The following is a 25,666-nucleotide window of genomic DNA, read 5'->3' on the forward strand; positions in this document are numbered from 1 at the left end:
GTTATTCCACCATACGAAATCAATCATCTGTATTGCGGTATTTCGTCGCAAACTATGCCACGATGACGCCATGCGCGAAAGCAGGGGCACGGGCGGCGTGCAGTCCGTCCATCGCGCGCTCGACCTGATCGAGGCGGTCGCCGAGCACGCCGGACAGCTGTCCATCGCGGAGATCGCTGCCTTCACCGACCTGCCCGCCCCGACCGTGCACCGGCTCATGCAGACCCTCGTCGATCGTGGCTACATGCAGCAGACCGCCAACCGGCAGTACGCCCTGGGCGTCAGGCTGGTCCCCCTCGGCGCAGCCGCCGGGCGGCGGATGGCCGACCACGCGGTGACCGTCCTCGCCGACCTCGTCGACGCCATCGGCGAGAGCGCCAACCTCGCGGTGCTCTCCGGCGACCATGCGGAGTACGTCGCCCAGGCGCCCTCGAAGCACTCCATGCGGATGTTCACCGAGGTCGGCCGCCGCGTCGAGCTCCACTGCACCGGGGTCGGGAAGGCGATGCTGGCGCAGCTCGCACCCGATCAGGTGCGCACCATCGCGCGCCGCGTGGGCCTGCCGGGCTACACCCCCCACACGCTGACCACCGAGACCGCGCTGCTCGCCGACCTCGGACTCATCCGGGAGCGCGGGTATGCCCTCGACGAGCAGGAGCAGGAGCTTGGCGTCCGCTGCGTCGCGGTCGCCGTCCCGCATCCGTCGTTCAGCTGGAGCGCCGTCTCGGTGTCCGGGCCGCTTCCCCGGATGACCGACGACCTCATCGCCGAAGCCGTGCCCCAACTCCAGGAGGCGGCCCGTCATCTGTCCGCCATCACCGAAGGGACCCCCTGATGAGCATCGACCTGCGTCCGCTCCTGGACGCGCTCGGCGAGGACCGGGTCCTCGTCGACCCCGACCGGATGGCCGGCTATCGCTGGGACCGGGCCGCCGACCCCGACGCCGGCGTGCCGCTGGCCGTGGTCCGTGCCGAGAGCACCGCCGACGTGCAGGTCGCCATCCGCTTCGCGGCCGAGCACGGCATCGCGGTGGTGCCACGCGGCGCCGGCTCGGGCCTGTCTGGAGGCGCCTCCGCCCAGGACGGCTGCCTGGTGATCTCGACCGAGCGGATGCGCCGCATCGACGTGGACCCGGTGACTAGGACGGCCGTGGCCCAGCCTGGCCTGATGAACGCCGAGGTCAAGGCCGCGGTCGCCGAGCACGGCCTCTGGTATCCGCCCGACCCGTCGTCGTACGAGTTCTGCAGCATCGGCGGCAACGCCGCGACCAACGCCGGCGGGCTGTGCTGCGTGAAGTACGGCGTCACCACCGACTACGTCCTCGGGCTGGAGGTCGTCCTCGCCGACGGCACCGCGGTGCGACTGGGCGGCCCGCGACTCAAGGACGTCGCCGGGCTCTCGCTCACCAAGCTCTTCATCGGCAGCGAGGGCACCCTCGGGATCATCACCGAGGTCACGCTGCGGCTGCTGCCGGCCCAGAAGGCGCCCGCCACCCTCGTCGCGACGTTCACCTCCCTCGACGACGCGACGCAGACGGTGCTGGACATCACCGGGCGGATGCGGCCCTCGATGCTGGAGTTCATGGACAGGGCCTCCATCAACGCCGTCGAGGATGTCACGAAGATGGGCCTACCGCGCGAGGCGCAGGCGATGCTGGTGATCCAGTCCGACGAGCCCGGCGAGCACGCCGCCGCGGAATGCGCCCTCATCACCTCGCTATGCGAGGCGAACCACGCCCTGGAGGTCTTCTCCACCGACGACCCGGAGGAGGGCGAGGCCTTCGTCGTGGCCCGTCGGATGGCGATTCCGGCGGTGGAGCAGAAGGGCTCGCTGCTGCTGGAGGACGTCGGCGTCCCCTTGCCGCAGCTGGGCGCGCTGGTCCGCGGCATCGAGCAGATCTCGCGCGAGCGCGACGTGCTGATCCCCGTGATCGCCCACGCCGGCGACGGCAACACGCACCCGCTGATCCTCTTCGACCCGGCCGATGCCGACATGGCGTCCCGAGCGCAAGCGGCGTACGGGGAGGTGATGAGTCTCGCGATCCGGCTCGGCGGCACCATCACGGGCGAGCACGGCGTGGGACGCCTGAAGCGCCCCTGGCTCGCCGACTATCTCGGCCCGGACGCGCTGGCCCTCAACCAGCGGATCAAGAACGCTCTCGACCCGCAAGGGCTCCTCAACCCCGGGACGCTGCTGTGACCGAGCAGGCGACGAGGCCGGCATGAAGGTCGTCGTAGCTGTAGGCGCCCACAGCTACGACGCGACGCCCACCCCGCAGGCGAGCACGCTCACCGAGACGACCTCGCCGCCGCGGTAGTCGAACGTCATGGCACGCTCGTCGAGTCAGTTTCTGCGGACCAGACATGAAGCTGGTGGTCTCCCGCACGATCTGCGTGACGGCGAGCACGAACTCGTAGGCATTGGGCCAACGGTCGACGACCTCGTGGACCAGCCAGACGACCTCGTGACCGCCGTCCGTGGTCGTGCCGCCGCGACGGACGACGATGACGTCAGCCTGGTACTCGGAGACGAAGATCGGATCGACGCCGTCGACATTGCGGAGCAGCTCGGCGTGGAGCAGGTCGAGCTCGTGCCCCAACTGCTGCACGGCGCGGGCGATCGCGGGATCGTGGGCACCGAGGTGAGGCGCCGAGAACGGATAAGCGTCGGGTGCGGCTTGGGTCAACTGGGTGCGCGCGATGGCGAGCTCGCCGATCGCGACATCCCAACGGTCGTCGTCCACGTCAGTCTCCCGTAACGTAGCTGGAGCCGTCCGGTAGCTCGAGCTGAAAGGTCGTCGAATGGAAGTCGAGACCGCTGTTGACCAGATCGGTCTGATCATTGCCACTCGGATGCGACAGGAGCGGTACCTCGGCCATGCCGGCCCCGGCTTCACATTGCGGACCTACACGCACCTCATGGAGGGCAGCTCCGAACGCACCGAGCGGGCCATCGACGCCGTCTCCAGCAGATGGGTGATGTAGGCGGCCGAGGTGCGCGCCGCGGTGACGAGCAATTCCTGGCGTCCCCCGGGGAAGTGGTGGTAGACCGAGCCGCGCGGAGATCCACTGTCGGCCAGGGCGGCATCGACGTGAGGCCGTGGACGCCTCGCTCACGCAGGAGGCGCACGGCGCTGTCGATCCCGCGTTCCTTGGTGCCGCGGGCCGCGGCGCAAAGGTGCTCGCCGGTCTCATCCCGTGCAACTCGATCGCCGACGAGATCCTCACCGATCACCCCGACCGTCTCCGCGCGATGTGGATCGACAGCTCCAACCCCGCCCACTCGCTGCCGGAGTCGAAGCGGTTCATCGAGGCCATGCACGCCTGTGAACTGTGCGCCCTGACGAACCCGGACGCCGTCGCGCGCGCGGGCCTCACCGGCACCGGGATGCAGCCGGGCCAGAGGCTCTTCGAGGCGATCCTGCGCGAGCGTGCCGGCGTCATCTTCTCCGTCGATGAGTAGGAGGACGTGTGGAACTACGTGCTGCGGGCCGACAACCGCTTCACCGTCGCCATCCCCGAACTGCTCCCCAATCTCGCCGAGCTCCGCGGGGCGCCCTCGTCGTGGACGAGTGAGGAGTTCCCGTTCGTGCTGATGGCCGGCGAGCGACGCTCGTTCACCGCCAACGACATCATCCGCGACCCCACCTGAGCGCGAAGTACCGCGACTGGTTCGCCGGCACGCCGTGGCACAAGTACGTGCCCGCGCGCGTCGAGGCACTCGTGCTGACCGGCGCGGACGGCGTCCGAGCAGCACATCGCCCCGCTCTCACTAGAGTTGCGCCTGTGATCACTGGTGAACTGAAGTCCAAGATCGACCGCGTCTGGGACGCCTTCTGGTCTGGTGGCATCAGCAACCCGCTGGAGGTCATCGAGCAGATCACCTACCTGCTGTTCATCCGCCGCCTCGACGACATCCAGACCCTCGCCGAGAAGAAGGCCCGCATCGCGGGCAACGGCGTGATCGAGAACCCGGTCTTCCTGCCCGGCCAGGCCAATCTGCGCTGGAGCCGGTTCAAGAACACCGCTCCCGAGGTGATGCACACGACGATCGCCGACGAGGTCTTCCCGTTCCTGCGTGGCCTGGGCGACGGGTCGACCTACAGCGAGCACATGAGGGACGCCCGCTTCACCATCCCGACTCCGGCGTTGCTGTCCAAGGTCGTCGACATGCTCGACGACATCCCTCTTGACCACCGTGACACCAACGGCGACCTCTACGAGTACCTGCTCTCCAAGATCGCGTCGGCCGGCGTCAACGGCCAGTTCCGCACCCCGCGCCACATCATCGAGCTGATGGTCAAGATGACCGCGCCGCAGCCGTCCGACGAGATCTGCGACCCGGCCTGTGGCACCGCCGGCTTCCTCGTCGCCGCGAGCGAGTACGTCCGCGACAGCCACGCCGACGCCCTCCTGGACCAGGCCCAGCGCGCCCACTTCCACCGCTCGATGTTCCACGGCTACGACTTCGACTCCACCATGCTCCGCATCGGCTCCATGAACATGCTGCTGCACGGCATCGAGTCCCCCGACATCCGCTACCGCGACTCCCTCTCCGAGGGCGCGAGCGAGGACGCCGACAAGTACACCCTCATCCTGGCCAACCCGCCCTTCGCCGGGTCGCTCGACTACGAGGCCACCGCGAAGGACCTCCAGCGCACGGTCAAGACCAAGAAGACCGAGCTGCTCTTCCTCGCGCTGTTCCTCAAGCTGCTCAAGCCGGGTGGACGCGCGGCGGTCATCGTCCCCGACGGCGTGCTCTTCGGCTCCAGTACGGCGCACAAGACGCTGCGCAAGACGCTCGTCGAGGACCAGAAGCTCGACGCCGTGGTGAAGCTACCGTCCGGTGTCTTCCGGCCGTACGCCGGCGTCTCCACCGCGATCTTGTTCTTCACCAAGACCAACTCCGGCGGCACCGATTCGGTGTGGTTCTACGACGTCCAAGCCGACGGCTTCTCCCTGGACGACAAGCGCAACCCCGTCGAGGCCAACGACCTCCCCGACGTGCTCGCACGGTGGAAGTCGTTGGATGCCGAGAAGGACCGCGCCCGCACCGAGCAGTCGTTCCTCGTCCCCAAGGCCGACATCGTCGAGCAGGGCTACGACCTCTCGCTGAACCGCTACAAGGAGATCGTCCACGACGAGATCGAGCACCGCGCCCCGCTCGACATCATCGCCGACATCGAGACCCTCGAAGACGAGATCGCCAAGGGCCTCGCCGAACTGAAGGCCATGCTCTCGTGAACACAGCTCTCCTGGGCGAAGTCGCCTCGATCAACCCCCGAGCCGACGCCGTGGCCCCCGACTCTGACGTCTCCTTCGTTGGCATGGCAGAGCTCGATGCAACCGCTGCTGCGGCTCGTCAACTGGAGACGCGGAAGTTCTCGGACGTGTCGAAGGGTTACACCGTGTTCCGCAATGGTGACGTGCTGGCCGCGAAGATCACGCCATGTTGGGAGAACGGCAAGGTCGGTCAAGCCCTTCTTGACCACCCCATTGGCGTCGGCTCGACCGAGTTTCACGTCCTCCGGCCTGGGCCGGAGCTTGATGATCGGTACTTGCTGCACTTTCTGCGGCAACCCACTGTCCGCAGGGCCGGTGAGCTACGAATGACCGGCAGCGCGGGCCAAAAGCGAGTGCCCCCCGCGTTCTTGCAGACTCTCCAGGTCCCCTTGCTACCTCTCCCCGAGCAGCGCCGCATCGCCGCGATCCTCGACCACGCCGACGCCCTCCGCACCAAGCGCCGCCAAGTCCTCACCCACCTCGACGCCTTGGCCGCCGCCATCTACGAGGCGACCTTCGGCGGCACCGAACTCCCCGTCGTCCAACTCGGCGACATCGCGACGTTTTTCGGCGGCGCGAGTTTGCCCACCGGCCAAGACTTCAGCGGCCAGACCTCTGGGGTGCTGCTCATGAAAGTGTCCGACATGAACGCGGTCGGCAACGAGCAGATGATCTCAAGCACCGCCCTCTGGACTGGAAGCAATACTCCGAGGTCCTCGACCGTCGAGGCAGGTGCTGTGGTGCTACCGAAACGAGGGGCGTCAATCGCAACCAACAAGAAGCGGGTCACCGTCCGTAGGACGGCCCTCGACCCCAATCTGATGGGAATCCAGCCAGACCCGGCGATGCTGACGACCCCCTACCTGTTTGCGTGGTTTCGGTCGTTCGATCTGACGTCCATCACCAGCGGCAGCGCCGTGCCCCAGTTGAACAAGCAGGATCTCGCCCCTCTCAGCATTCGACTCCCACCACTTCGCCTTCAGCGGGAGTTCGGATCGAAACTCAAGCAACTTGCGTCTCACGCGACCGTCTGCCAGCGCACCCTTGCCGCCGCCGACGGACTCTTCGCCTCCCTCCAGTCCCGCGCCTTCCGCGGGGAACTCTGACTCGCCGCACCCATCCTCCTTACTCCTGCTACTCTCCTTACATGACCCACATGTACGCCACGATCACGTCGAAAGGGCAGATCACCCTTCCGGTGGCGGCCCGGCGTGCGCTGGGGCTGCGCGATGGTCAGAAGGTCGAGGTCCGGGTCCAGGGGAACTCTCTGGTCATCGATGCCCCGCCGGACATCGATGTCCTGCGCAAACGGGCACGGGAAGAGGCAGAGGCCAACGGCACCTGGGGCAAGCCCCCGACTGCAGGCGAAGGATGGCCCGCACACGTAGCCAATGACTACGACGAGCATGGCCGCCGCAAGCCTTGACGCCAACCTCGTGCTGCGCTGGCTGCTGGACGACGTGCCAGCCCAGACCGCACGAGTGCAGCGACTCCTGGACACCGGTGTAGCCCTGCGTCTCGCCGACGTGGCGCTGGTGGAGGTGACCTACGTCCTCGAACGGGTCCTCCGCCTCAGTCGCGGTCTGGTCGCCGACTACGTGGAGGCGGTCCTCGCGCTCGGCACGGTCGAGGTGGACCGGGCAACGTGGCATTCGGCCGTCTCCGCCTATCGGTCACACCCCAAGCTTTCGATCGCCGACTGCTTCCTTGCCGCAGACGCCGCCGCGACCGGAAGCACCCCGCTCTACACCTTCGACGCCACACTCGCCCGCCAACTGTCCGAAGCAGAGTTGCCGCCTCGATGAGCAACTTCAACTTCGTCCGGGAGGCGCTGCCGTCGCTGCATGACGACTGCGCTCGGGCTGAGTCTTATCTGGTCTCCGATCCGCGTTCGGCGTGTGTGTATGCCCGCCGGGTGGCTGAGCTTCTGGTGGGTCACCTTTACGACGTCGCGGGGTTGCGGGAGCCGTACCGGCCGGACCTCGCGGCCAGGATCGCCGATCCTGGTTTCAAGCGGGTGGTCGGGCAGGGCATTGCGACCAAGTTGACGTTGATCCGCAAGATCGGCAACCGCGCCGTGCACGAGACGACGCCGATCCCGCCGCAGGCGGCGTTGCAGGCGCTGCGCGAGTTGCACCACGTGGTGGTGTGGACGGCGTTCCACCACTCGGCGAGGCCTGCGTCGGTCCCGACGGCCGCGCAGTTCGACCCGAAGCTCGCGGCCCGGGCGGCGGCGCTGTCGCGCGAGGACGTGGTCAGGCTCGCTGCGAAGTTCAAGGCTCAGGACGAGGCCCACGCCAAGGAGTTGGCGGAGAAGGACGAGTTGCTCGCGTCGCACGAGGCCGAGATCGCCGCGCTGCGCGAGCAGATTAAGGCCGCGCAGGCCGCGAACGCCAGGACCGACGATCACGACTACTCCGAGGCCGAGACTCGTGATCTGTTCATCGACATCCTGCTGGGCGAGGCGGGTTGGCCGCTCGACCAGACGCGGGATCGTGAGTACGAGGTCAGCGGGATGCCCACTGCGTCGACGGCGGGGCAGGGCAGGGGCTTCGTCGACTACGTGCTGTGGGGCGAGGACGGTCTCCCGCTCGCGGTCGTGGAGGCCAAGCGCACCACGAAGGATCCGAAGGTCGGTCAGCAGCAGGCAAAGCTCTACGCCGACTGTCTGGAGGCCGAGTTCGGTCGCCGCCCGGTGATCTTCTACACCAACGGCTACGAGCACTGGCTGTGGGACGACAGTGCTGGAACGAGCGGGGGCGGCTATCCGCCCCGCGCCATCTCCGGCTTCTACACCGGCGACGAGTTAGAGCTGATGATCCAGCGTCGCTCGGCTCGGCTTGCGCTTACCGGGCAGCCAGTCAACACGGCCATCGTGGAGCGGCCCTATCAGACCCGAGCGATCAAGGCGGTCGACGCCGCCTTCGATGCCAAGGAGCGCGCGGCGCTGCTGGTGATGGCCACCGGCTCGGGCAAGACCCGCACGGTGATCGCGCTGGTCGAGCAGTTGATGAGGGCCGGGTGGGTCAAGCGGGTGCTGTTCCTTGCTGACCGGATCGCGCTGGCGAATCAGGCGGCCAACGCGTTCAAGGCCCACTTGCCGCAGGCGACCACGGTCAACCTGATCACCGAGAAGAACACCGCGCCGTCAGCGGGCCGGGTCTACGTCTCGACGTACCCCACGATGATGGGTCTGATCGACACTCTGTCCGATTCTGGGGGGAACGACGCGGGCCGTCGGTTCGGCCCGGGCCACTTCGACCTGATCGTGATAGACGAGGCCCACCGTTCGGTCTATGCCAAGTACGGCGCGATCTTCGACTACTTCGATTCCCTGCTGGTGGGGCTGACCGCGACCCCGAAGGACGAGGTCGACCACAACACCTACCGGCTGTTCCACCTCGAAGACGGCGTGCCGACCGACTCCTACAGCCTCGAAGAGGCGGTGACCGACGGCTACCTCGCGCCGCCCCGCGCCGTGAAGGTTGGCACCAAGTTCCTGCGCGAGGGCGTGAAGTACGCCGACCTCACCGATGAGGAGAAGGACGAGTGGGACCTGCTCGACTGGGGCGAGGACGGCCCGCCCAGCGAGGTGAACGCCGAGGCACTCAACCGGTTCCTGTTCAACGAGGACACCGTCGAGAAGGTGCTCGAGACCCTGATGACCCACGGCTACAAGGTCGCCGGCGGCGACCGGCTGGGCAAGACGATCATCTTCGCCAAGAACCAGGCCCACGCCGACTTCGTCGAGCAACGGTTCAACCTCGCCTACCCCCAGTACGCCGGCCACTTCACCCGCACCATCACCTACCAGCAGACCTACGCCCAGTCCCTGATCGACGACTTCGCCGTCAAGGACAAGGACCCCCACATCGCGATCAGCGTCGACATGCTCGACACCGGCATCGACGTGCCCGAGGTCGTCAACCTCGTCTTCTTCAAGACCGTCCACTCCAAGACGAAGTTCTGGCAGATGATCGGGCGCGGCACCCGGCTCTGCAAGGACCTCTACGGACCCGGCCAGGACAAGACCGACTTCCTGGTCTTCGACTTCTGCGGCAACCTGGAGTTCTTCAGCCAGAACCTGCCTACCACCGAAGGCTCGACCCAGAAGTCGCTCTCCCAGCGCATCTTCGAGGCACGCCTCGACCTCATCGAGGCCCTCGACCACGATGAGGTCGGCTACACCCCCGTTTCGGAGGAGTCGGACGACGGCCTGCGCGCGAGCACCGCACGCGTGTTGCACGAGATTGTCGCGGGCATGACGCTGGACAACTTCCAGGTGCGTCCACACCGCAGGGCCGTCGAGACCCTCTCGATCCCCGACGTGTGGCAGCCGCCCCTCACCCCCGAGGTGGCCGAAGCCGCCCGCTCAGTCTCGGGCCTTCCATCGGCCGGTGCGCCCCGTGACAACGAGGACGCGAAACACTTCGACCTGCTCATCCTGCGCCGTCAGCTCGCCCAGCTCGACGGCGACCTCGCCGTGGCCGACACGATGCGCGAGAGGATCCAGCAGATCGCCGCCGGCCTGCTCTCGAAGCTCGCCATCCCCGACGTCGCCAACCAGAAGGCCCTCTTGGAGCAGGCCGCCAGCGACGAGTGGTGGGTCGACGTCACCCTCGAGATGCTGGAGCTGCTGCGCCTGCGGGTCCGTGGCCTCGTGCAGTTCCTCGACAAGACCCAGCGCACGCCCGTCTACACCGACTTCGAGGACGTCCTCGACGGCCCGACCGAAATCGTCCTGCCCGGCACCACACCCGGCGTCGACCTCGCGCGGTTCACGGCCAAGGCCGAGGCCTACCTCAAAGCCCACCTCGACAACGTCGCCCTCCAACGCCTGCGCCGCAACAAACAGATCACCCCCACCGACCTCGAGGCGTTGGAGAACATGCTCCTCGAGTCCGGCGCCGGCCAACGCGGCGACATCGCCTGGGTCTGCGAACGCGCCGGCGGCCTCGGCATCTTCGTCCGAGGACTCGTCGGCCTCGACCGCGAAGCCGCCGTCGAAGCCTTCGCCGACTTCCTCGACGACGCCAAGTTCACCCTCGAGCAGATCCGCTTCATCAACCTCATCGTCGACGAGCTCACCAAGAACGGCGTCATGGCACCCGCCCGCCTCTTCGAATCCCCCTACACCGACCACGCCCCCACCGGCCCCGACCACTTCTTCCCCGACACCCAAGTCGAAGTCCTCGTCGACACCCTCCACCACATCACACAGACCGCCGTACCCGAGGAAGTGGCCTGAGCCTGGATCCGTGGCAGGGACGCCTGCTTCGCAGACTCGGTGCGCCGTCAGCTCGATGGCTGCCGGCTCTCCTGAGCCGAGGACCGCACCAGAGGAGCGAACCCGCGCAGCACCGGGTCGATGGCAGTCAGAACGATGTCACTCATCGGCGTATCGGGCGAGCCGGCAGCCCAGTGCCGAGAGGCCACCAGAGTCGCGGCCATCGTCGTCTCGACCAACAGTCTCGGCAGGATGTCATCGACGGCGAGACCGAGCTCAGCGGCGATGAAGTCGGTCAAGGCGCTCTTGTGCTCGGCCATCTTGGCCTCGACGTGAGCGAGCAACTCGGGGTTCGTGTCGATGATCTGCCAACGGAAGGCCAAGCCGTCATGATCCTCGAGCGGAAACGCCAGGGCCTCTTGGAGCACGATCCGCAACGCCTCGATCACGTCCCGGGAGCCCCGTTGCGACTCAATCGCAGCCTCCATTCGATCCAGGGCGTCGTCGAGCTCGCCCCAGATGAGGTCTCCCTTCGCGGGAAAGTAGGTGAACAGCGAGGTCCGACTGATGCCCGCCGCTCGCGCGATCTGCGCCATCGAGGTCGCCGCATAGCCCTGTTCGCGGAAGAGCCATCGCGCGATCTCCCGGACCTGGTCATGAGTGGTGGCGCGCGGACGTCCGGCTTGAGCCATGCTGCGTCCTTCCCGTCGTCGCGCCGCGGACTGGGCATCAGGGCCGGTCCCGGCGTCCGCCCACGACTCTAGGACACCGGCCAGCGTTGCGGGCGCCGCCGGCGCGGCCAGACCTCCCCATGTATTTCTGAACCGAGTACGGATATAGTGGCAGACATCACGCGATGTCCTCGACGTGAATCAGGAGACGAAGGGAAGAGACGGCATGAACATGCGATACGACGTGGTCGTCGTGGGCGCGGGCGCGGCTGGCGGGCCGATGGCTGCTCGCTTGAGTGAGGACCCGGACCGGCAGGTGCTGCTGGTCGAAGCGGGCCCGGACTGCGCGACCACGGAGGACTTCCCGCCCGACCTAGTGAACTCCGGGCTGATGACCGGCGCATTCCCCGGTCATCCCAACAACTGGAGCTTCGTGGCCAACCTGACCCCGCAGCTGCCCTACTCGGTGGCCCGGGGGAAGATCCTGGGCGGCTCGACCACACTGAACGGCACCTACTACATCCGCGCGAAGAAGGTCGACTTCGACCACTGGGTCGCGCTGGGCAATGACGAGTGGTCCTACGAGAAGACCCTGCCGTTCTTCAAGAAGCAGGAGAGGGACCTGCTGTACGGCGAGACGGAGGTCCACGGCGGCGACGGACCGGTTCCGATCTACCGTGAGACCAAGAGCCCGCACCCGGTGATCACGGCGTTCTACGCAGCCTGCGCCGAGCTCGGATTCGTCGAGGAGCCCGACAAGAACGCCGAGGGCGAGCCCGGCTACGGCCCGCTGCCGATGAACGCCGTCGACGGCGTTCGCATGAACACCGGCATCACCTACGTCAACCCGGTCCGCGACCGCCCGAACCTCACCGTGCGTGGAAACACCTTGGCCCGCAGGGTCATCTTCGACGGGACCAAGGCGGTCGGCCTGGAGGTGCAGACCGACGGCAGCATCGAGGTCATCGATGCCGGCGAGATCGTGCTCTGCGCGGGCGCGGTGAAGTCGCCGCACCTGCTGGCACTCTCCGGCCTCGGCCCTCGCGCAGAGTTGGAGGCGGCGGGCATCCCGGTCGTCCACGACCTCCCCGGAGTCGGCAAGAACTTCTCCGACCACCCGGACATCTCCTTCACCTGGAAGCCGAAGCGCCGCCTCGACACCGACGACCAGCGAGACGCCTTCCAGGGCGTGCTGAACTTCACCGCCACCGGCTCCTCCTACCCCGGCGACCTGGAGATCCTGCCGCAGCTCAGGTCGCTCGGCAGCTTGATGAACCTGGGCCGGGCAGGCGGCTATCTCGACCTCCTGAAGCGTCCGGTCAAGACGCTCAAGGCCATCCGCGGCATCTCACTGAAGCGCTTTCTCCAGCAGGCGGCCCGCCAGAACGACCTGGGGATGGCGATCGCCGTCCAGATGGCCTCGAGTCGTGGCAATATCACCACGGTGTCGGCGGACCCGACGGTGCAGCCCAAGATCGACTACAACTACCTCGACAACGACGAGGACCTGCGCCGCATGCGTGAGGTGGTCCGCACCACCTACAAGATCCTGCACTCCGAGGCGTTCAAGCCGATCTTCCGCAAGATCACCGAGCTCGACGACAAGACGATGAACGACGACGCCCGCCTCGACGCGTGGATGAAGTCCCACCTCGCCACGGCGATCCATGCCTGCGGCTCCTGCCAGATGGGGACGGATCCCGCCGCCGGTGCCGTCGTGGACCAGTACGGCCGGGTCCACGGTGTCACCGGCGTACGAGTGGCCGACACCTCCATCCTGCCGACGACCCCGTCGCGCGGTCCCGCCGCCACCGCCATGGTGATCGGCGAGCGCGTCGCCGACTTCATCCGATCCGAGGCGACCCGATGACCGAGACCGTGGAGCCCCGGACGATCGTGCGACAGCTGACCTTCGACGGCGACGCCGACCTCGTGTGGGATCGGGTCAGCGACTTCGGAGGGACCCGCTACCCCGCATCTCCCGGAGGGCCGGCGGTGACCTTGACCGGCGACCCTGCCACCCCCGGCACCGAACGCCGAGCCGCTCTCGACAACGGCACCCTGATCAGAGAGCGGCTCGTGCTCATCGACGACGCCCGCCGGGTGCTCGCCTACTCCCTGGTCGAGCCGCCCTTCCCCATCACCGATCACCGCGCCACCGTGACCGTCACCGACGAGCATCACCGCGTCAGCGTGGAGTACCGAGCCGAATTCCAGGCCACCGCGGCCGTCGCGGAGGCGCTGGAACCCGTCATGGGCGGGGCGTTCGAGCAACTCCTCGACCGCTACGCCGGCAAGGACGCGGCCGGATAGCGACCTCCGACCTCACTCGCCGGACCCGACGGCGAAGGCCTCGTGGTTGCGGATCACCTCGGCGATGATCACGCTCAGGATCTTCTCGGCGAAGACCGGGTCCAGGCCGCTCTCCTCGGAGAGCCGGCGGAGCCGGGCGATCTGAGCGGCCTCGCGATCGGGGTCGGCGGGCGGGAAGCCGGCGTGAGCCTTCAGGCGGCCCACCTGCTCGGTGCACTTGAAGCGCTCGGCCAGCAGGTGGACCAGGGCGGCGTCGAGGTTGTCGATGCTGCCGCGCAGTCGCAGCAACTCGGCACGCGGGTCGGCTGAGGTCGTCACCGTCTCATCCAATCATCGGTCGACGAGTCTCGGATCGCGGGCACTCCGAGCGAGTGGGCCGCGAGGTCGCCAACGTCGATGATCAAACGATTTATCAATGTGGTCCGGGTCACGGTAGAGTCTCCTCCACGTTCTAGGTCGAGGGAGCTTGCGTGACAACACTCATGGCGGCTGACGCCCTGGTCGTCGGCGAGGCCCTGGTCGACGTGGTCCACGACGCGGCGGGCGAGGTCGCCGAGCATCCGGGCGGCAGCCCGGCGAATGTGGCGGTCGGCCTGGCCCGGCTGGGCCGGCCGACGACCCTGCTCACCGACCTGGGCGAAGATCGGTACGGCGACCTGCTGGCCGACCACCTGAGCGCTGAGGGCGTCGGGCTGCTGCTCCCCCGCCGGCCCGGCGCGGCGACGTCGTACGCGACCGCGCGGCTGCGGCCCGACGGCAGCGCGGCCTACTCCTTCGCCGTCGACTGGCGGCTGCCGGCGATCCCGGCACCCACCGGCCCGAGGATCGTGCACACCGGGTCGCTGGCGGCAGTGGCCGCGCCCGGCGCCGACGTGGTCGAGAACCTCCTCCGGGCGCTGGCCGACCGGGCGACGATCAGCTACGACCTCAACATCCGCCCCTCGGTCATGGGCGAGGCCGAACTGCCGGCCCGGGTGGCCCGGATCGCCGCGCTGGCCGACATCGTGAAAGCCTCCGACGAGGACCTGGCCGCGCTTGCGCCGGGCGTGCCCCTCGAGGAGGCGGCCCGCCGGCTGCTCGACCTCGGACCCGCAGCCGTCGTCGTCACCCGGGGTGGTGACGGCGCCTGGTGCCTGACCCGGTCCGGCGCCACCGCGGTCCCGGCTCCCCCGGTCGTGGTGGCCGACACCATCGGCGCCGGCGACTCCTTCTGCGCGGCGATCATCGACCGGCTCTGGGACCACGACGTCCTGGGCGCCCCGGCGCGGCCACGGCTGCGGTCGATGCGCCAGGCGGACTGGTCCGACGTGCTCGGCTATGCCGCCGCTGCCGCTGCGGTCACGGTCAGTCGTCCCGGGGCCGATCCGCCGACCCGCGCCGAGATCGCCGCGCCGCTGAGCCGTCGATGACGAGGTCGGCGTACTGCCGGGTCGCGCCGACCGAGGCCCGCTCGACCGGCGGGCAGCCGACGATCACCCGGCCGTCGGGGCCGGGCGCGTCCAGGCCCAGCAGCACGCGCACGCCGGCCACCCCGAGCTCGTAGTGCGGCAGCGCGACGGTGGACAGCGGCGGCCTCAGGTGGGCGGCGATGACCTCCTGGTTGTCGAAGCCGACCACCGCGACGTCGTCGGGGACGGTGAGGCCCCGGTCCCGGAGGCCGTCGTAGAGGCCCATCGCGACCCGGTCGTTGTGGCAGAAGACGCCGGTCACGCCCTGCTCCAGCAGCGCCGCCACGGCGTCGTACCCGCCCTCCTGCTCCGGCTGGGCGTCGATGACCAGGGCAGGGTCGAAGGCGATGCCGGCGGCCTCGAGTGCGTCCCGGTAGCCCTGCAGTCGGCCTTCGCGGGCCGGTGAGGGGGTGGTGGTGTTGACGAAGCCGACGCGCCGGTGGCCGCGCGCCAGCAGCAGCCGGGTCGCGTCGCGGCCGCCGGTGACCTCGTCGGGGACCACCGCGGGCAGGTCCGCCTCGGCGTAGCAGTTGACCAGCACGCAGTCGCTCTCGCCGAGCCCCTGCGGGACCTCGACCTTGCGGTGGCACCAGGTGGAGTAGAGGACGCCGCGCACCTTGTGCTCGAGCAGCATCGCGATGGCCTCGTGCTCGGCGTCCTGGTTGCCCTCGATGTTGGCGACCAGCAGCACGTAGCCGTGGCGCCAGGCCTCGTCCTGGGCGCCGTGGATGATCTGGCCGGCGAACGGGGTCGACGCGATCGCGTCGGCGACCAGGCCGATGAACCGGGACTGTCCCGTGACCAGGTCCTTGGCCATCGCGTTGGGCCGGTAGCCGAGCCGGGTGATGGCCTCCTGGATGCGGGCACGGGCCTCGGCGCCGATGCGGGCGCCCTCCTTGTTGTTCAGGACGAGCGAGACCGCGGACACCGAGACGCCGGCCGCCCGGGCGACGTCGCGCATCGTGACCGCCCGGGGCGACTCGTGGTCGGTTCGTCTCATCCCTTGCTCGCACCGCTTTCCAGTCCCTCGTAGCCGGAGAACGGCAGGCCGTGGGCCTCGGCGACCGCGGCGTTGGTCAGCCGGCCGGCGTAGGTGTTGAGGCCGAGGGCGAGGGCGGCGTCGTCGGCGAGCGCCCGCTGCCAGCCCTTCTCCGCCAGCGCGACGGCATAGGGCAGGGTGGCATTGGTCAGCGCATAGGTGCTGGTGTGCGGCACCGCGCCGGGCATGTTGGCGACGCAGTAGAACGTGGAGTCGTGGACGGCGAAGACCGGGTCGGCGTGGGTGGTGGGGCGGGAGTCCTCGAAGCAGCCGCCCTGGTCGATGGCGATGTCGACCAGCACCGAGCCGGGCTTCATCTGGGCGACGAGGTCGTTCGTGACCAGCTTGGGAGCGGCGGCGCCGGGGATCAGCACGGCCCCGATGACCAGGTCGGCCTGCTTGACCTGCTCCTCGATCGCGAGCCGGGACGAGGCCAGGCCGTGGACGCGGTTGTTGTAGCGCCAGAAGGACATCCGCAGCTTGTCCAGGTCGGTGTCGAGCAGGGTGACGTCGGCGCCCATGCCTAGGGCGATGTTGGCGGCGTTCTGCCCCGAGACGCCGGCGCCGATGATGACCACCTTGGCGTTGGCCACGCCACCGACGCCGCCCATCAGCACACCGCGGCCGCCCTGGGCCCGCATCAGGAAGTAGGCGCCCACCTGCGGCGCCAGGCAGCCGGCGACCTCCGACATCGGATAGAGCAGCGGCAGCCCGCCGGAGGGCAGCTGCACGGTCTCGTAGGCGATGCCCGTCACCTTCCGCGCTATCAGCTCCTCGGTGAGTGGCCGGTCCGCCGCCAGGTGGAGATAGGTGAACAGCACCAGCCCCTCGCGCAGCCGGTGGTACTCCGAGGCGACCGGCTCCTTCACCTTGAGCACCAGGTCGGCACTCCCCCAGACCTCGTCGGCCGAGTCGAGGATCTTGGCCCCGGCGGCCACATAGTCCTCGTCGGGGATCCGCGAGCCGGTGCCCGCCGAGGCCTCGACGTAGACGTCGTGGCCGTGCTTGGTCAGCTCGTGGACCCCGACCGGGGTGATCGCCACCCGGAACTCGTTGTCCTTGACTTCCCGGGGCACGCCGATCTTGGTCATGACACGGATCTTGCGCCGATGTGGCGCCGCTGACCAGAGGCGCGGCCGGATCGGTTCCTCAGAACGTTCTCAGTCGGCCTGGTCGAGTCCCTGGTCGCGCTCGGCGCGGCGGCTGGCGTCGCGGATCTCGTAGAGGTCGCTGGCCAGCCCGCCCATCGACCTGACCACGTCGCGCACGGCCGACACCACGATGGTGGCGATCTCACCGACGGTCGAGGCGGTCGCGTCCACGGCGTCCTGGATGGCGTCCTTGCGGATCTCGCTCTTGCTGAGCTTGTCGGTCATGACGGCCATCCTCTCAGTCGGCGGCGCCGTGCCCAACGGGTACGCCGACGGGCTCAGGCGGCCGCCGCGACGTCGTACTCCGCCGGCCTCTCCTGGGCCCGCTTGCGGGTCGGCAGCGCGAGCCGGGCGATCTTGCCGAAGACGCCGCCGAGCTGACGGTGCAGCGGGCCGGTGTTGTAGGGCAGGTCGTAGCGCTCGCAGATCTCGCGCACCTTGACCGCGATCTCGGGATAGCGCCGGGCCGGCAGGTCGGGGAAGAGGTGGTGCTCGATCTGGTGGGAGAGGTTGCCGCTCATCAGGTGGAGGAGCCGGCCACCGGAGATATTGGCCGAGCCGAGCAGCTGGCGGTAGTACCACTGGCCCCGGCTCTCGTCCTCGGTGTCCTCGACCGAGAACACCGCGACCCCGGTCGGGAAGTGGCCGCAGAAGATGATGTTGAAGGCCCACACATTGCGGATCAGGTTGGCGGCGGCGTTGCCGGCGAGGGTGAGCGGGAAGAGCGGGCCGGTCAGTGCCGGGAAGAGCAGGTAGTCCTTGAGCGCCTGCTTCTTGACCTTGCGCAGCATCCCGGCGCGCAGTCGCTTGGTCTCCTCCCAGGTGCGGTTGCCCATCAGGATCTCGTCGACCTCGAGGTCGTGGAGCATGACGCCCCACTCGAAGAAGACCATCAGTGCGAGGGCGTAGAGCGGGTTGCCGAGGTAGTAGGGCTTCCACTCCTGCTCCTCGTCCATCCGCAGCACGCCGTAGCCGAGGTCGCGGTCCTTGCCGAGGATGTTGGTGAAGGTGTGGTGGAGGTAGTTGTGGGAGTGCTTCCACTGCTCGGAGGGGCAGACGTTGTCCCACTCGAACATCCGGGAGGAGAGCGCCGGGTCGCCCATCCAGTCGTACTGCCCGTGCATGACGTTGTGGCCGATCTCCATGTTGTCGAGGATCTTGCTGATCCCGAGCGCGGCGACCGCCGCCGGCCACAGCGGCGGCAGGTAGAACATCGCCCGGCCGGCGACCTCGAACTTGCGCTGCACCTCGACGACCTTGCGGATGTAGTCGGCGTCCTTCTCGCCGAGGTCGGCGACGATCTCGGCGCGGATGGCGTCCATCTCGGCGCCGAAGGCCTCGAGCTGCTCCGGGGTGAGGGTGATCTGGTGGGTCATGGTGGTCTCCTGTGCGGGTCTGGGCAGAGGTCTGGGCAGAGGTCTGGTCAGAGGTCCACGGAGCAGTCGCCCTCGGGCGTGCTCACGCAGATGCGGATCTCCTCCTCCGGCAGGGACGAGGTCTCGCCGGTGAGGACGTTGCGGACGGTGCCCTCGCTCTTGCGGGCGGTGCAGGTGAAGCAGATGCCCATCCGGCAGCCGAACTCGGGGCTCAGCCCAGCGGCCTCCGCCTGGGCGAGCAGGGTCTCGCCGGTGTTGGCGGCGCTGGCGCCGGCTCGGGCGAAGGTCACCGTGCCGGTGGCGTCGCCGGTCGCCGTCACCGGCGGCTTGAACCACTCGATACGGAGCCTGTCGGAGTCGCCGTACGCCGTCTGCACGGCCTGGACCAGCCCGGCCGGCCCGCAGGCCCAGGTGTCGATGTCGCGGTAGCCGGGCAGCATCCGGCCCAGCTCCATCGGGGTGAGGTAGCGGCCACCGGCGCTCGGGTGGATGACGTGGAGGTCGAGCCCGTAGCCGGCGTACCGGAGCTCGGCGAGCTCGTCGCGGAAGATCAGGTGGTCCGGCGAGGAGGCGTAGTGGATGAAGGTGACGTGGCCGCGGTGGGTGCGCCGCAGCAGCGAGCGCAGCATCGCCATCGCCGGGGTGATGCCGGAGCCGCCGGTGATGAAGGCGACGTGGCCGGGCACCCGGTCGGGGAGGGTGAAGTCGCCGGCGGCTTGGGACAGGTGGACGATCGTCCCGGGCTCGGCCCGCCGGGTGAGGTAGCGGGAGACCTGGCCGTCGGGGTTGGCGCGCAGCGTGATGGTGAACGGGTCCCCCGGGCGGGAGCCGGGGCTGGACAGTGAGAAGCAGCGGGTCAGCCGGCGGGCGCCGGGCAGGTCGACGCCGACCTGGACGTACTGTCCGGCGCGGTGTCCCGCCCAGGTGCTGGTCGGCTGGAAGGTCAAGGTGGCGACGTGACTGCCGGGCACGTCGACCTCGACCTGGCGGTCGACCAGCCGGGCGCGCACCTCGGTAGCTGCCCACATCGGGTTGACGAGCTCGAGGTAGCGGTCGACGGAATGGGGCGCGGCGAGGGCGGCGACCGCCCGTGATCGCAGCAGGGTCGTGGCGATGCTCATGGTGGACTCCATTCGGTGAACATCTGTTCACCGACACTCTGGCGGTCTCGGCCTGGCGCCGTCAACAGGACTCGCCGTGATCCGAGCCACTTCAGTGAACGATCGTGCACCGGCTAGGCTTGGTCGGGTGAGCGCGGTTCCGGAGTCCCGTGCCGAGCGCAAGGACCGCACTCGGCGCGCGATCCTCGACGCTGCCCTCGACCTGGCCGGGGACAGCAGCCTGGCGGCCGTCTCGCTGCGCCAGGTCGCCAAGGAGGCCGGCGTAGTACCGACGGCGTTCTACCGTCACTTCGCCTCGATCGAGGATCTCGGCAACGAGCTGGTCGAGGAGTCGATGGAGTCGCTGCGCGAGCTGCTTCGCACCGCCCGCGAGCTGCCCGAGGCCGCCGCCATCGTCGACGCCTCGGTCGCGGCGCTGCGTGAGCATGTCGCCGGCAACGCGGCACACTTCCGTTTCCTGGCCCGCGAGCGGGTGGCCGGGTCGCCGGCGATCCGCGCAGCGATCCGGCGGCAGCTCGACCTGGTGACGCGCGACCTCGCCACCGACCTGGCGCTGCTGCCCGCCTCACAGGCCTGGCACGGCGACGACCTGCGCACCTTCGCCGCGCTGCTGGTCGCGGTCATGATCGGCCACGCGGAGTCGCTCGCCACCGCCACCACCGCGCGGGAGCGGGACGAGATCGCCGAGGAGGCCCGCCGCCAGCTGCGGATGACGCTGGTCGGCGCCGCGCACTGGCGCAGCGACTGATCGGGTTCAGCTCCCCCGAAGTGTCACGGTGACACTTCGGCCGCGAGGGGCCGGGACGCTCACTCCCAGAACGCCCGGTCCACGACTCCCCGCGCGAGCCTGGTGGCGCGCAGGTAGTCGTTGACCATCTCGTCGGTGGCGTCGGGCGGGTAGCCGAGGATCGCGGCGACGGCGCGCCGCTCCCGGATGTCGGAGGGCAGCTGGTCGGCGGCCCGGCCGCGCACCAGCGTGATGGCGTTGCGGATCCGGCTGGCGAGCAGCCAGGCCTCGGCGAGCACGTCGGCGTCGGCCTGCTCCAACAGCCCGGCACCCGCCGCGGCCGACAGCGCGTCGAGGGTGCGCGCGGTGCGCAGGCCGGGCACCGCCGCCGCGTGCCGCAGCTGCAGCAGCTGCACCGTCCACTCCACGTCGGCCAGTCCGCCCCGGCCGAGCTTGAGGTGGGTGGCGGGGTCGGCACCCCGGGGCAGCCGCTCGGCGTCGACCCGGCCCTTGATCCGCCGGATCTCGCGGACCTCGTCCTCGTCCAGCCCGTCGGCCGGGTAGCGGACCGGGTCGATGACGGCGGTGAATTCCTCCCGCAGCGCGGCGTCGCCGACGGCGGCGTCGGCGCGCAGCAGCGCCTGCCGCTCCCAGATCGCCGCGTTCTGGCGGTAGTAGGAGGTGTAGGCGTCCAGGGTGCGCACCAGGGCGCCCTTGCGGCCGTCGGGGCGCAGGTCGGCGTCGAGGTCGAGGGCGGGGTCGGCGCCGGGCAGGGAGAGCAGCCGGCGCAGCTCCTTGACCGTCTTGTCGGCGAAGACCGACGCCTGGTGCGGGTCGCCAACCGGCCGGTGCACGAAGAGCACGTCCGCATCGGAGGCGTAGGAGAGCTCGAAGCCGCCGTAGCGGCCCATCGCGACGATGGCGAGGCGGGTGGGCGGCTCGCCGTCGCTCAGCGACGTCACCACCAGCCGGAGGGAGGCCTCGATGGTGGCGTCGGTGAGCCGGGTCAGTCCCTCCCCGACCGCGGTCGCGTCGAGGAGGCCGAGGAGGTCGCCGGCGGCGATGCGGAACAGCTCGCGCCGTCGTACCGCCCGCACGGTGCGGACCGCCCGCTCCAGGTCGCTCTGTCGTCTGCCCGCCGCCAGCATCTCCTCCACCAGCGGCCCGGCCGGCGCCGGCGTCAGGTCCTCCCCCAGCAGCCGGACGCCCTCCGGCTCCCGCTCGAGCAGCGCGGTGGCGTAGCGCGAGGTCGAGAGCAGTCGGGCCAGCCGCTCGGCGACCAGGCCCTCGTCGCGCAGCATCCGCAGATACCAGGGGGTGTCGCCGAGTGCCTCGCTGATCCGGCGGAACCCGAACAGCCCGGCGTCGGGGTCGGGCCCCTCCGCGAACCACTGCAGCAGCACCGGCAGCAGCGACCGCTGGATCGCCGCGGTCCGCGAGACGCCATTGGTCAGCGCCTCCAGGTGACGCAGCGCCGCCTTCGGGTCCTCGTAGCCGAGCGCGGCCAGCCGGGAGCCGGCGGCCTCGGGCGTCAGCCGGGCCTCCGGGCCGGGGATCCTGGCGACGGCGGCAAGAAGCGGCCGGTAGAAGAGCTTCTCGTGCAGCCGGCGCACCTCCCGGCGGTGCCGCTGCCACTCCTTGTCCAGCGTCTCGACCGGCTCGCGGTAGTAGCCCATGCTGCGGCCGAGCCGGCGCAGCGACGGCTCGTCGGCGGGCACCAGATGGGTGCGGCGCAGTCCGTAGAGCTGGATGCGGTGCTCCAGCGTGCGCAGGAAGGAGTACGCCGCCTGCAGGGTCTCGCCGTCCTCGCGGCCGACGTAGCCGCCCCGGGTGAGGGCGTCCAGCGCGTTCAGCGTCGCCGGCGACCGAAGCCGCTCGTCGGCGCGGCCGTGGACCAGCTGCAGCAGCTGCACCGCGAACTCCACGTCGCGCAGGCCGCCCTCGCCGAGCTTCAGCTCGCGGTCGGCGTCCTTGGCCGGGATGTGCGCGACCACCCGCCGCCGCATCGCCTGGGTATCGGCGACGAAGCCGTCGCGCTCGGCGGCCCGCCACACCAGCGGCTGGGTCATCGCGACGAACTCCCGGCCGAGGTCGAGGTCGCCCGCGGCGGGTCGCGCCTTGAGCAGCGCCTGGAACTCCCAGGTGCTGGCCCAGCGCTCGTAGTAGGCCGACATCCCGGTCAGGGTGCGGCTCAGCGGGCCGGCCTTGCCCTCGGGACGCAGCGCGGCGTCGACCTGCCAGATCGTGCCCTCGCCGGTGTGCTCGCCGCAGATCTGGATGACCTGGCTGGCCAGCTGGGTGGCGATCCGGAGCGCGCCGTCGGGATCCGCCCCGTCGGCCGGCTCGTGTACGAAGATCACGTCGACATCGGAGACGTAGTTGAGCTCGTGGCCGCCGGTCTTGCCCAGCGCGAGCACCGCGAGCCGGACCTGGTCGGCGTCCGGGGTCGTCGACCGGGCGATCGCCAGCGCGGCGTCGAGGGTGCCGACGGCCAGGTCGGAGAGCTCGGCGGCGGAGTCGGCGAGCGCCACCGGGTGGGCCAGGTCGCGGGCGGCCAGCCGCAGCAGCAGCCGGCGGTACTCCACCCGCAGCGCGTCGGCGGCCTCGCCGCGCGGGAGGGTGGCGAGCGGGCTCGCCGCGCTCGGGTCGGCGCCGACGGCGGCCAGCAGGGTCTCGCGCAGGTAGTAGGCCGGCGTACGGGCAGAGCCGAGCGTCGGGTCGCGCAGCTCCGCCCAGTGCTCGGGGTGGCGGACCAGGTGCCGGCCGAGCGCCTCCGAGGCGCCCAGCACGGAGAGCAGCCGCATCGCCGTGCCCTCGTCGTCGGCGAGCCTGCCCAGCAGCTCCTCGGCGTCCGGGGCCACCTCCACCAGCCGGCCCAGCGCGGCCAGCGCCAGGTCGGGGTCGGCCGCCACGCCGAACATGGCGAGCAGTGGCTCGGCGGCGGCGCCCAACAGCCGCAGCATCTCCTCGGCAGCGTCCGGGTCGGCGAAGCCGAGCCGGATCAGCTGCGCCTTGCCCGTGGTACGCCGGATCACAGCCCGATCATGCCCGAACCCGGTCGCGGGTACTCACGGCCGGACCCTCACAGCACCGGCAGCATCCGGTCGCGCTCGAAGGCCGAGACCTGGCCGCGGTACTCGTCCCACTCGGCCCGTTTGTTGCGCAGGAAGAAGTCGAAGACGTGCTCGCCGAGGGTCTCGGCGAGCAGCTCGGACTGCTCGGCCACCTCGATCGCCTGCGCCAGGCTGCTGGGCAGCGGGTCGATGCCGAGGCTGTGACGCTCCCGGTCGGTCAGCGACCAGACGTCGTCCTCGGCCTCGCGCGGCAGCTCGTAGCCCTCCTCGACGCCCTTGAGCCCGGCGGCCAGCACCACGGCGTAGGCGAGGTAGGGGTTGCAGGCGGAGTCGAGGGTGCGCACCTCGACCCGGGTGGACTGACCCTTGAGCGGCTTGTACATCGGCACCCGCACCATCGCCGAGCGGTTGTTGTGCCCCCAGGAGATATAGGACGGTGCCTCGCCGCCGCCGATGATCCGCTTGTAGGAGTTGACCCACTGGTTGGTGACGACGCTGATCTCCGGGCCGTGCCGCAGCAGGCCGGCGATGAACTGGCGGCCGGTGGCCGAGAGGCCGTACTCCGCGCCGGCCTCGTAGAAGGCGTTGGCGTCGCCCTCGAAGAGACTCACGTGGGTGTGCATCCCGGAGCCCGGGTGCTCGCTGAACGGCTTAGGCATGAAGGAGGCCCAGACGCCCTGGCTCAGCGCGACCTCGCGGATGACGGTGCGGAAGGTCATGATGTTGTCGGCGGTGGACAGCGCGTCGGCGTACCTCAGGTCGATCTCCTGCTGCCCGGGGCCGCCCTCGTGGTGGCTGAACTCGACGCTGATCCCCATCGCCTCCAGGTAGGTGATCGCCTCGCGCCGGAAGTCGGAGCCCATCGACTGGGCGGTGTGGTCGAAGTAGCCGCTGTGGTCGACCGGGACCGGCGGCACCCCGTCGACCGGGGTGTCCTTGAACAGGTAGAACTCGATCTCGGGGTGGGTGTAGAAGGTGAAGCCCCGCTCCGCGGCCTTGCTCAGGGTCCGCTTCAGCACATAGCGCGGGTCGGCGTAGGACGGGCTGCCGTCGGGCATCACGATGTCGCAGAACATCCGCGCGGTCGCCGGGCCCTGGTCGCGCCAGGGCAGGATCTGGAACGTCGAGGGGTCGGGCAGCGCGAGCATGTCGGACTCCGAGACCCGCGAGAACCCCTCGATGGCGCTGCCGTCGAAACCGATCCCCTCCGCGAACGCGCCCTCCAGCTCGGCAGGTGCCACGGCGACCGACTTCAAGAAGCCGAGCACGTCGGTGAACCACAGCCGCACGAATCTGACATCGCGCTCTTCCAGGGCCCGGAGGACGAAGTCCTGCTGCTTGCTCATGGCGCTCACCCTATCGGCCGAGCTTGAGCACCTCCGCCGCGCCGGAGGCGAGGTAGAAGCCGAGCAGGAACAGCACCACCCAGGCCAGCGTCTCGCGGGAGTTGCGAGACAGCCAGGCCTCGATGCGGGTCAGCATCGGCGCGATCCTCCGGTGCAGCGCGACGCGCAGCCCGAGCAGCAGCGGGGCGCCGCTGCCGAACGTCGGTCGGCTCCTCAGGTGCCCCGACTGAGGTCGGTGGTGCCGTGTTTGGTGACGTGGAATCGGTATCCGTGGGGGCTGGTCCACAGATATTCACCCGGCGCGAGCTGGAAATAGGACCACCCTGCGCTGTGGGTTTTCACGCGGTGGTGTTGTCGACATAACGGGGCGATATTGCTGGTGCTTGTTTGGTCGGGTGGGCCGTGTTCTTGCCATTTCTTGGCGTGGTCGAGGTCGCAGGCCTCGGCGGGACGCTCACAATAAGGGAAGACACATTTGCGGGCGGTCTCGACCACCTGCTCCCGGAGGCTGTCGGTGGCGAACCGGCCTGCTGTGACTGCCTCGGCGGTCAGGTCGAGGACCGGCCGGACGGTCACCTGGCTGTGGGTGCACCAGGCCTGGAGGCGGTCGATGGTGACCATGCCCAAGCTCTGGCCGGTCAGGGAGTGCAGGATCGCGTGGGTCTCGCCCTCGGCCGCCCGCACCCGGAGGTCGACCCGACGCGGGGCCACGTGGGCCGTCTGGTCGGTCTCGCGTGGGCCGAAGCCGACCTCACCGCGCGCCAACATGCCCAGGGCCCGGGCTCGGCGGACGGCCTTGGTCTCGGCGAGGCCGTCGCAGGCGGCGAGCTGGTCGGCGATCTCGTCCAGCACGGCATCGAGGTCGTGGGCGTCGGTGGTGTCCAGGACCGC

Annotated in this window: 26 protein-coding genes; 14 read left to right on the plus strand and 12 right to left on the minus strand. The window is 69.5% G+C overall.

Annotation, left to right across the window (positions count from 1 at the left end):
• Positions 1 to 70 precede the first annotated feature (70 nt).
• Together QM595_RS14250 and QM595_RS14255 are read left to right on the plus strand one after the other, a co-directional pair.
• A complete protein-coding gene (locus QM595_RS14250; protein ID WP_415172229.1) occupies positions 71 to 835 on the plus strand; it encodes an IclR family transcriptional regulator in 765 nt (254 codons plus the stop codon).
• Positions 835 to 2,199 (plus strand): FAD-binding oxidoreductase, encoded by a 1,365-nt coding sequence (locus QM595_RS14255; RefSeq protein WP_415172230.1) that lies wholly within the window; start codon positions 835 to 837, stop codon positions 2,197 to 2,199. The genes QM595_RS14250 and QM595_RS14255 overlap by 1 nt, the downstream gene beginning before the upstream one ends.
• On the opposite strand, the gene QM595_RS14260 is transcribed toward QM595_RS14255, so the two are convergent.
• Complete coding sequence (locus QM595_RS14260) at positions 2,177 to 2,743, minus strand: hypothetical protein (protein WP_415172231.1); 567 nt, start codon at positions 2,741 to 2,743, stop codon at positions 2,177 to 2,179. The genes QM595_RS14255 and QM595_RS14260 overlap by 23 nt on opposite strands.
• A gap of 58 nt (positions 2,744 to 2,801) precedes the next feature.
• On the opposite strand from QM595_RS14260, the gene QM595_RS14265 reads away from it, so the two are divergent.
• From QM595_RS14265 to QM595_RS14300, 8 genes are all read left to right on the plus strand, one after another.
• Positions 2,802 to 2,984: a hypothetical protein gene (locus tag QM595_RS14265; RefSeq protein WP_415172232.1), complete on the plus strand. Its 183-nt coding sequence runs from the start codon at positions 2,802 to 2,804 to the stop codon at positions 2,982 to 2,984.
• A gap of 115 nt (positions 2,985 to 3,099) precedes the next feature.
• Positions 3,100 to 3,462, plus strand: a complete 363-nt coding sequence (locus QM595_RS14270) for a hypothetical protein (RefSeq protein WP_415172233.1) — start codon at positions 3,100 to 3,102, stop codon at positions 3,460 to 3,462.
• A 6-nt stretch (positions 3,463 to 3,468) separates the two neighbouring features.
• Positions 3,469 to 3,651: a hypothetical protein gene (locus QM595_RS14275; RefSeq protein ID WP_415172234.1), complete on the plus strand. Its 183-nt coding sequence runs from the start codon at positions 3,469 to 3,471 to the stop codon at positions 3,649 to 3,651.
• A 134-nt stretch (positions 3,652 to 3,785) separates the two neighbouring features.
• The gene (locus QM595_RS14280; protein WP_415172235.1) at positions 3,786 to 5,243 is read left to right on the plus strand and encodes a type I restriction-modification system subunit M; all 1,458 of its coding nucleotides are present in this window, start codon (positions 3,786 to 3,788) and stop codon (positions 5,241 to 5,243) included.
• A complete protein-coding gene (locus QM595_RS14285) occupies positions 5,240 to 6,388 on the plus strand; it encodes a restriction endonuclease subunit S (protein WP_415172236.1) in 1,149 nt (382 codons plus the stop codon). The genes QM595_RS14280 and QM595_RS14285 overlap by 4 nt, the downstream gene beginning before the upstream one ends.
• A gap of 41 nt (positions 6,389 to 6,429) precedes the next feature.
• Positions 6,430 to 6,708 carry an AbrB/MazE/SpoVT family DNA-binding domain-containing protein gene (locus QM595_RS14290; RefSeq protein WP_415172237.1) on the plus strand — a complete coding sequence of 93 codons (279 nt, stop codon included), beginning with the start codon at positions 6,430 to 6,432 and terminating at the stop codon, positions 6,706 to 6,708.
• Positions 6,689 to 7,087, plus strand: a complete 399-nt coding sequence (locus QM595_RS14295; protein ID WP_415172238.1) for a PIN domain-containing protein — start codon at positions 6,689 to 6,691, stop codon at positions 7,085 to 7,087. The genes QM595_RS14290 and QM595_RS14295 overlap by 20 nt, the downstream gene beginning before the upstream one ends.
• Positions 7,084 to 10,530 carry a DEAD/DEAH box helicase family protein gene (locus QM595_RS14300; protein WP_415172239.1) on the plus strand — a complete coding sequence of 1,149 codons (3,447 nt, stop codon included), beginning with the start codon at positions 7,084 to 7,086 and terminating at the stop codon, positions 10,528 to 10,530. The genes QM595_RS14295 and QM595_RS14300 overlap by 4 nt, the downstream gene beginning before the upstream one ends.
• A gap of 47 nt (positions 10,531 to 10,577) precedes the next feature.
• Here QM595_RS14300 and QM595_RS14305 read toward each other — a convergent pair whose 3' ends face one another.
• Complete coding sequence (locus tag QM595_RS14305; RefSeq protein WP_415172240.1) at positions 10,578 to 11,201, minus strand: TetR family transcriptional regulator; 624 nt, start codon at positions 11,199 to 11,201, stop codon at positions 10,578 to 10,580.
• A gap of 205 nt (positions 11,202 to 11,406) precedes the next feature.
• On the opposite strand from QM595_RS14305, the gene QM595_RS14310 reads away from it, so the two are divergent.
• Entirely contained in the window at positions 11,407 to 13,050 is a 1,644-nt protein-coding gene (locus tag QM595_RS14310) for a GMC family oxidoreductase (RefSeq protein ID WP_415172241.1), read from the plus strand.
• Entirely contained in the window at positions 13,047 to 13,493 is a 447-nt protein-coding gene (locus tag QM595_RS14315) for an SRPBCC family protein (RefSeq protein WP_415172242.1), read from the plus strand. The genes QM595_RS14310 and QM595_RS14315 overlap by 4 nt, the downstream gene beginning before the upstream one ends.
• Positions 13,494 to 13,505: 12 nt before the next feature.
• Here QM595_RS14315 and QM595_RS14320 read toward each other — a convergent pair whose 3' ends face one another.
• Positions 13,506 to 13,811 carry a chorismate mutase gene (locus tag QM595_RS14320; RefSeq protein ID WP_415172243.1) on the minus strand — a complete coding sequence of 102 codons (306 nt, stop codon included), beginning with the start codon at positions 13,809 to 13,811 and terminating at the stop codon, positions 13,506 to 13,508.
• 152 nt (positions 13,812 to 13,963) lie between these two features.
• On the opposite strand from QM595_RS14320, the gene QM595_RS14325 reads away from it, so the two are divergent.
• Positions 13,964 to 14,902 (plus strand): carbohydrate kinase family protein, encoded by a 939-nt coding sequence (locus tag QM595_RS14325; RefSeq protein ID WP_415172244.1) that lies wholly within the window; start codon positions 13,964 to 13,966, stop codon positions 14,900 to 14,902.
• Here QM595_RS14325 and QM595_RS14330 read toward each other — a convergent pair.
• From QM595_RS14330 to QM595_RS14350, 5 genes are all read right to left on the minus strand, one after another.
• Positions 14,838 to 15,941, minus strand: coding sequence for a LacI family DNA-binding transcriptional regulator (locus tag QM595_RS14330; protein WP_415172245.1), 1,104 nt, complete (start codon positions 15,939 to 15,941; stop codon positions 14,838 to 14,840). The two genes, QM595_RS14325 and QM595_RS14330, sit on opposite strands and share 65 nt — an antisense overlap.
• Entirely contained in the window at positions 15,938 to 17,071 is a 1,134-nt protein-coding gene (ald, locus tag QM595_RS14335) for an alanine dehydrogenase (protein ID WP_415172246.1), read from the minus strand. Before ald ends, QM595_RS14330 begins: the two co-directional genes overlap by 4 nt.
• Positions 17,072 to 17,140: 69 nt before the next feature.
• Positions 17,141 to 17,356 carry a hypothetical protein gene (locus tag QM595_RS14340; RefSeq protein WP_415172247.1) on the minus strand — a complete coding sequence of 72 codons (216 nt, stop codon included), beginning with the start codon at positions 17,354 to 17,356 and terminating at the stop codon, positions 17,141 to 17,143.
• A gap of 53 nt (positions 17,357 to 17,409) precedes the next feature.
• Complete coding sequence (locus tag QM595_RS14345; protein ID WP_415172248.1) at positions 17,410 to 18,507, minus strand: fatty acid desaturase family protein; 1,098 nt, start codon at positions 18,505 to 18,507, stop codon at positions 17,410 to 17,412.
• A gap of 47 nt (positions 18,508 to 18,554) precedes the next feature.
• Positions 18,555 to 19,628, minus strand: coding sequence for a ferredoxin reductase (locus QM595_RS14350; protein ID WP_415172249.1), 1,074 nt, complete (start codon positions 19,626 to 19,628; stop codon positions 18,555 to 18,557).
• 127 nt (positions 19,629 to 19,755) lie between these two features.
• Between QM595_RS14350 and QM595_RS14355 the strand changes: the two genes are divergently transcribed.
• Positions 19,756 to 20,376 carry a TetR family transcriptional regulator gene (locus tag QM595_RS14355; protein ID WP_415172250.1) on the plus strand — a complete coding sequence of 207 codons (621 nt, stop codon included), beginning with the start codon at positions 19,756 to 19,758 and terminating at the stop codon, positions 20,374 to 20,376.
• 59 nt (positions 20,377 to 20,435) lie between these two features.
• On the opposite strand, the gene QM595_RS14360 is transcribed toward QM595_RS14355, so the two are convergent.
• From QM595_RS14360 to QM595_RS14375, 4 genes are all read right to left on the minus strand, one after another.
• Positions 20,436 to 23,390 carry a bifunctional [glutamine synthetase] adenylyltransferase/[glutamine synthetase]-adenylyl-L-tyrosine phosphorylase gene (locus QM595_RS14360; RefSeq protein ID WP_415172251.1) on the minus strand — a complete coding sequence of 985 codons (2,955 nt, stop codon included), beginning with the start codon at positions 23,388 to 23,390 and terminating at the stop codon, positions 20,436 to 20,438.
• Between the two features lie 47 nt (positions 23,391 to 23,437).
• The gene (locus QM595_RS14365) at positions 23,438 to 24,775 is read right to left on the minus strand and encodes a glutamine synthetase family protein (protein WP_415172252.1); all 1,338 of its coding nucleotides are present in this window, start codon (positions 24,773 to 24,775) and stop codon (positions 23,438 to 23,440) included.
• 10 nt (positions 24,776 to 24,785) lie between these two features.
• Positions 24,786 to 24,911 (minus strand): hypothetical protein, encoded by a 126-nt coding sequence (locus QM595_RS14370; protein ID WP_415172253.1) that lies wholly within the window; start codon positions 24,909 to 24,911, stop codon positions 24,786 to 24,788.
• A 77-nt stretch (positions 24,912 to 24,988) separates the two neighbouring features.
• The coding region (locus tag QM595_RS14375; protein WP_415172254.1) for an HNH endonuclease signature motif containing protein at positions 24,989 to 25,666 on the minus strand (678 nt) is incomplete at its 5' end.

The sequence above is a fragment of the Nocardioides sp. genome, from assembly GCF_047607185.1.
Classification (GTDB): domain Bacteria; phylum Actinomycetota; class Actinomycetes; order Propionibacteriales; family Nocardioidaceae; genus Nocardioides.

What these genes read in the sequence shown, in the direction of transcription:
- QM595_RS14365 (WP_415172252.1), bottom strand. Translation starts at nt 24,775, where the DNA reads ATGAGCAAGCAGCAGGACTTCGTCCTCCGGGCCCTGGAAGAGCGCGAT.
- QM595_RS14315 (WP_415172242.1), top strand. Translation starts at nt 13,047, where the DNA reads ATGACCGAGACCGTGGAGCCCCGGACGATCGTGCGACAGCTGACCTTC.
- QM595_RS14255 (WP_415172230.1), top strand. Translation starts at nt 835, where the DNA reads ATGAGCATCGACCTGCGTCCGCTCCTGGACGCGCTCGGCGAGGACCGG.
- QM595_RS14345 (WP_415172248.1), bottom strand. Translation starts at nt 18,507, where the DNA reads ATGACCCACCAGATCACCCTCACCCCGGAGCAGCTCGAGGCCTTCGGC.
- QM595_RS14300 (WP_415172239.1), top strand. Translation starts at nt 7,084, where the DNA reads ATGAGCAACTTCAACTTCGTCCGGGAGGCGCTGCCGTCGCTGCATGAC.
- QM595_RS14310 (WP_415172241.1), top strand. Translation starts at nt 11,407, where the DNA reads ATGAACATGCGATACGACGTGGTCGTCGTGGGCGCGGGCGCGGCTGGC.
- QM595_RS14290 (WP_415172237.1), top strand. Translation starts at nt 6,430, where the DNA reads ATGACCCACATGTACGCCACGATCACGTCGAAAGGGCAGATCACCCTT.
- ald (WP_415172246.1), bottom strand. Translation starts at nt 17,071, where the DNA reads ATGACCAAGATCGGCGTGCCCCGGGAAGTCAAGGACAACGAGTTCCGG.
- QM595_RS14265 (WP_415172232.1), top strand. Translation starts at nt 2,802, where the DNA reads ATGGAAGTCGAGACCGCTGTTGACCAGATCGGTCTGATCATTGCCACT.
- QM595_RS14295 (WP_415172238.1), top strand. Translation starts at nt 6,689, where the DNA reads ATGGCCGCCGCAAGCCTTGACGCCAACCTCGTGCTGCGCTGGCTGCTG.
- QM595_RS14370 (WP_415172253.1), bottom strand. Translation starts at nt 24,911, where the DNA reads ATGCTGACCCGCATCGAGGCCTGGCTGTCTCGCAACTCCCGCGAGACG.
- QM595_RS14305 (WP_415172240.1), bottom strand. Translation starts at nt 11,201, where the DNA reads ATGGCTCAAGCCGGACGTCCGCGCGCCACCACTCATGACCAGGTCCGG.
- QM595_RS14350 (WP_415172249.1), bottom strand. Translation starts at nt 19,628, where the DNA reads ATGAGCATCGCCACGACCCTGCTGCGATCACGGGCGGTCGCCGCCCTC.
- QM595_RS14250 (WP_415172229.1), top strand. Translation starts at nt 71, where the DNA reads ATGCGCGAAAGCAGGGGCACGGGCGGCGTGCAGTCCGTCCATCGCGCG.
- QM595_RS14340 (WP_415172247.1), bottom strand. Translation starts at nt 17,356, where the DNA reads ATGACCGACAAGCTCAGCAAGAGCGAGATCCGCAAGGACGCCATCCAG.
- QM595_RS14330 (WP_415172245.1), bottom strand. Translation starts at nt 15,941, where the DNA reads ATGAGACGAACCGACCACGAGTCGCCCCGGGCGGTCACGATGCGCGAC.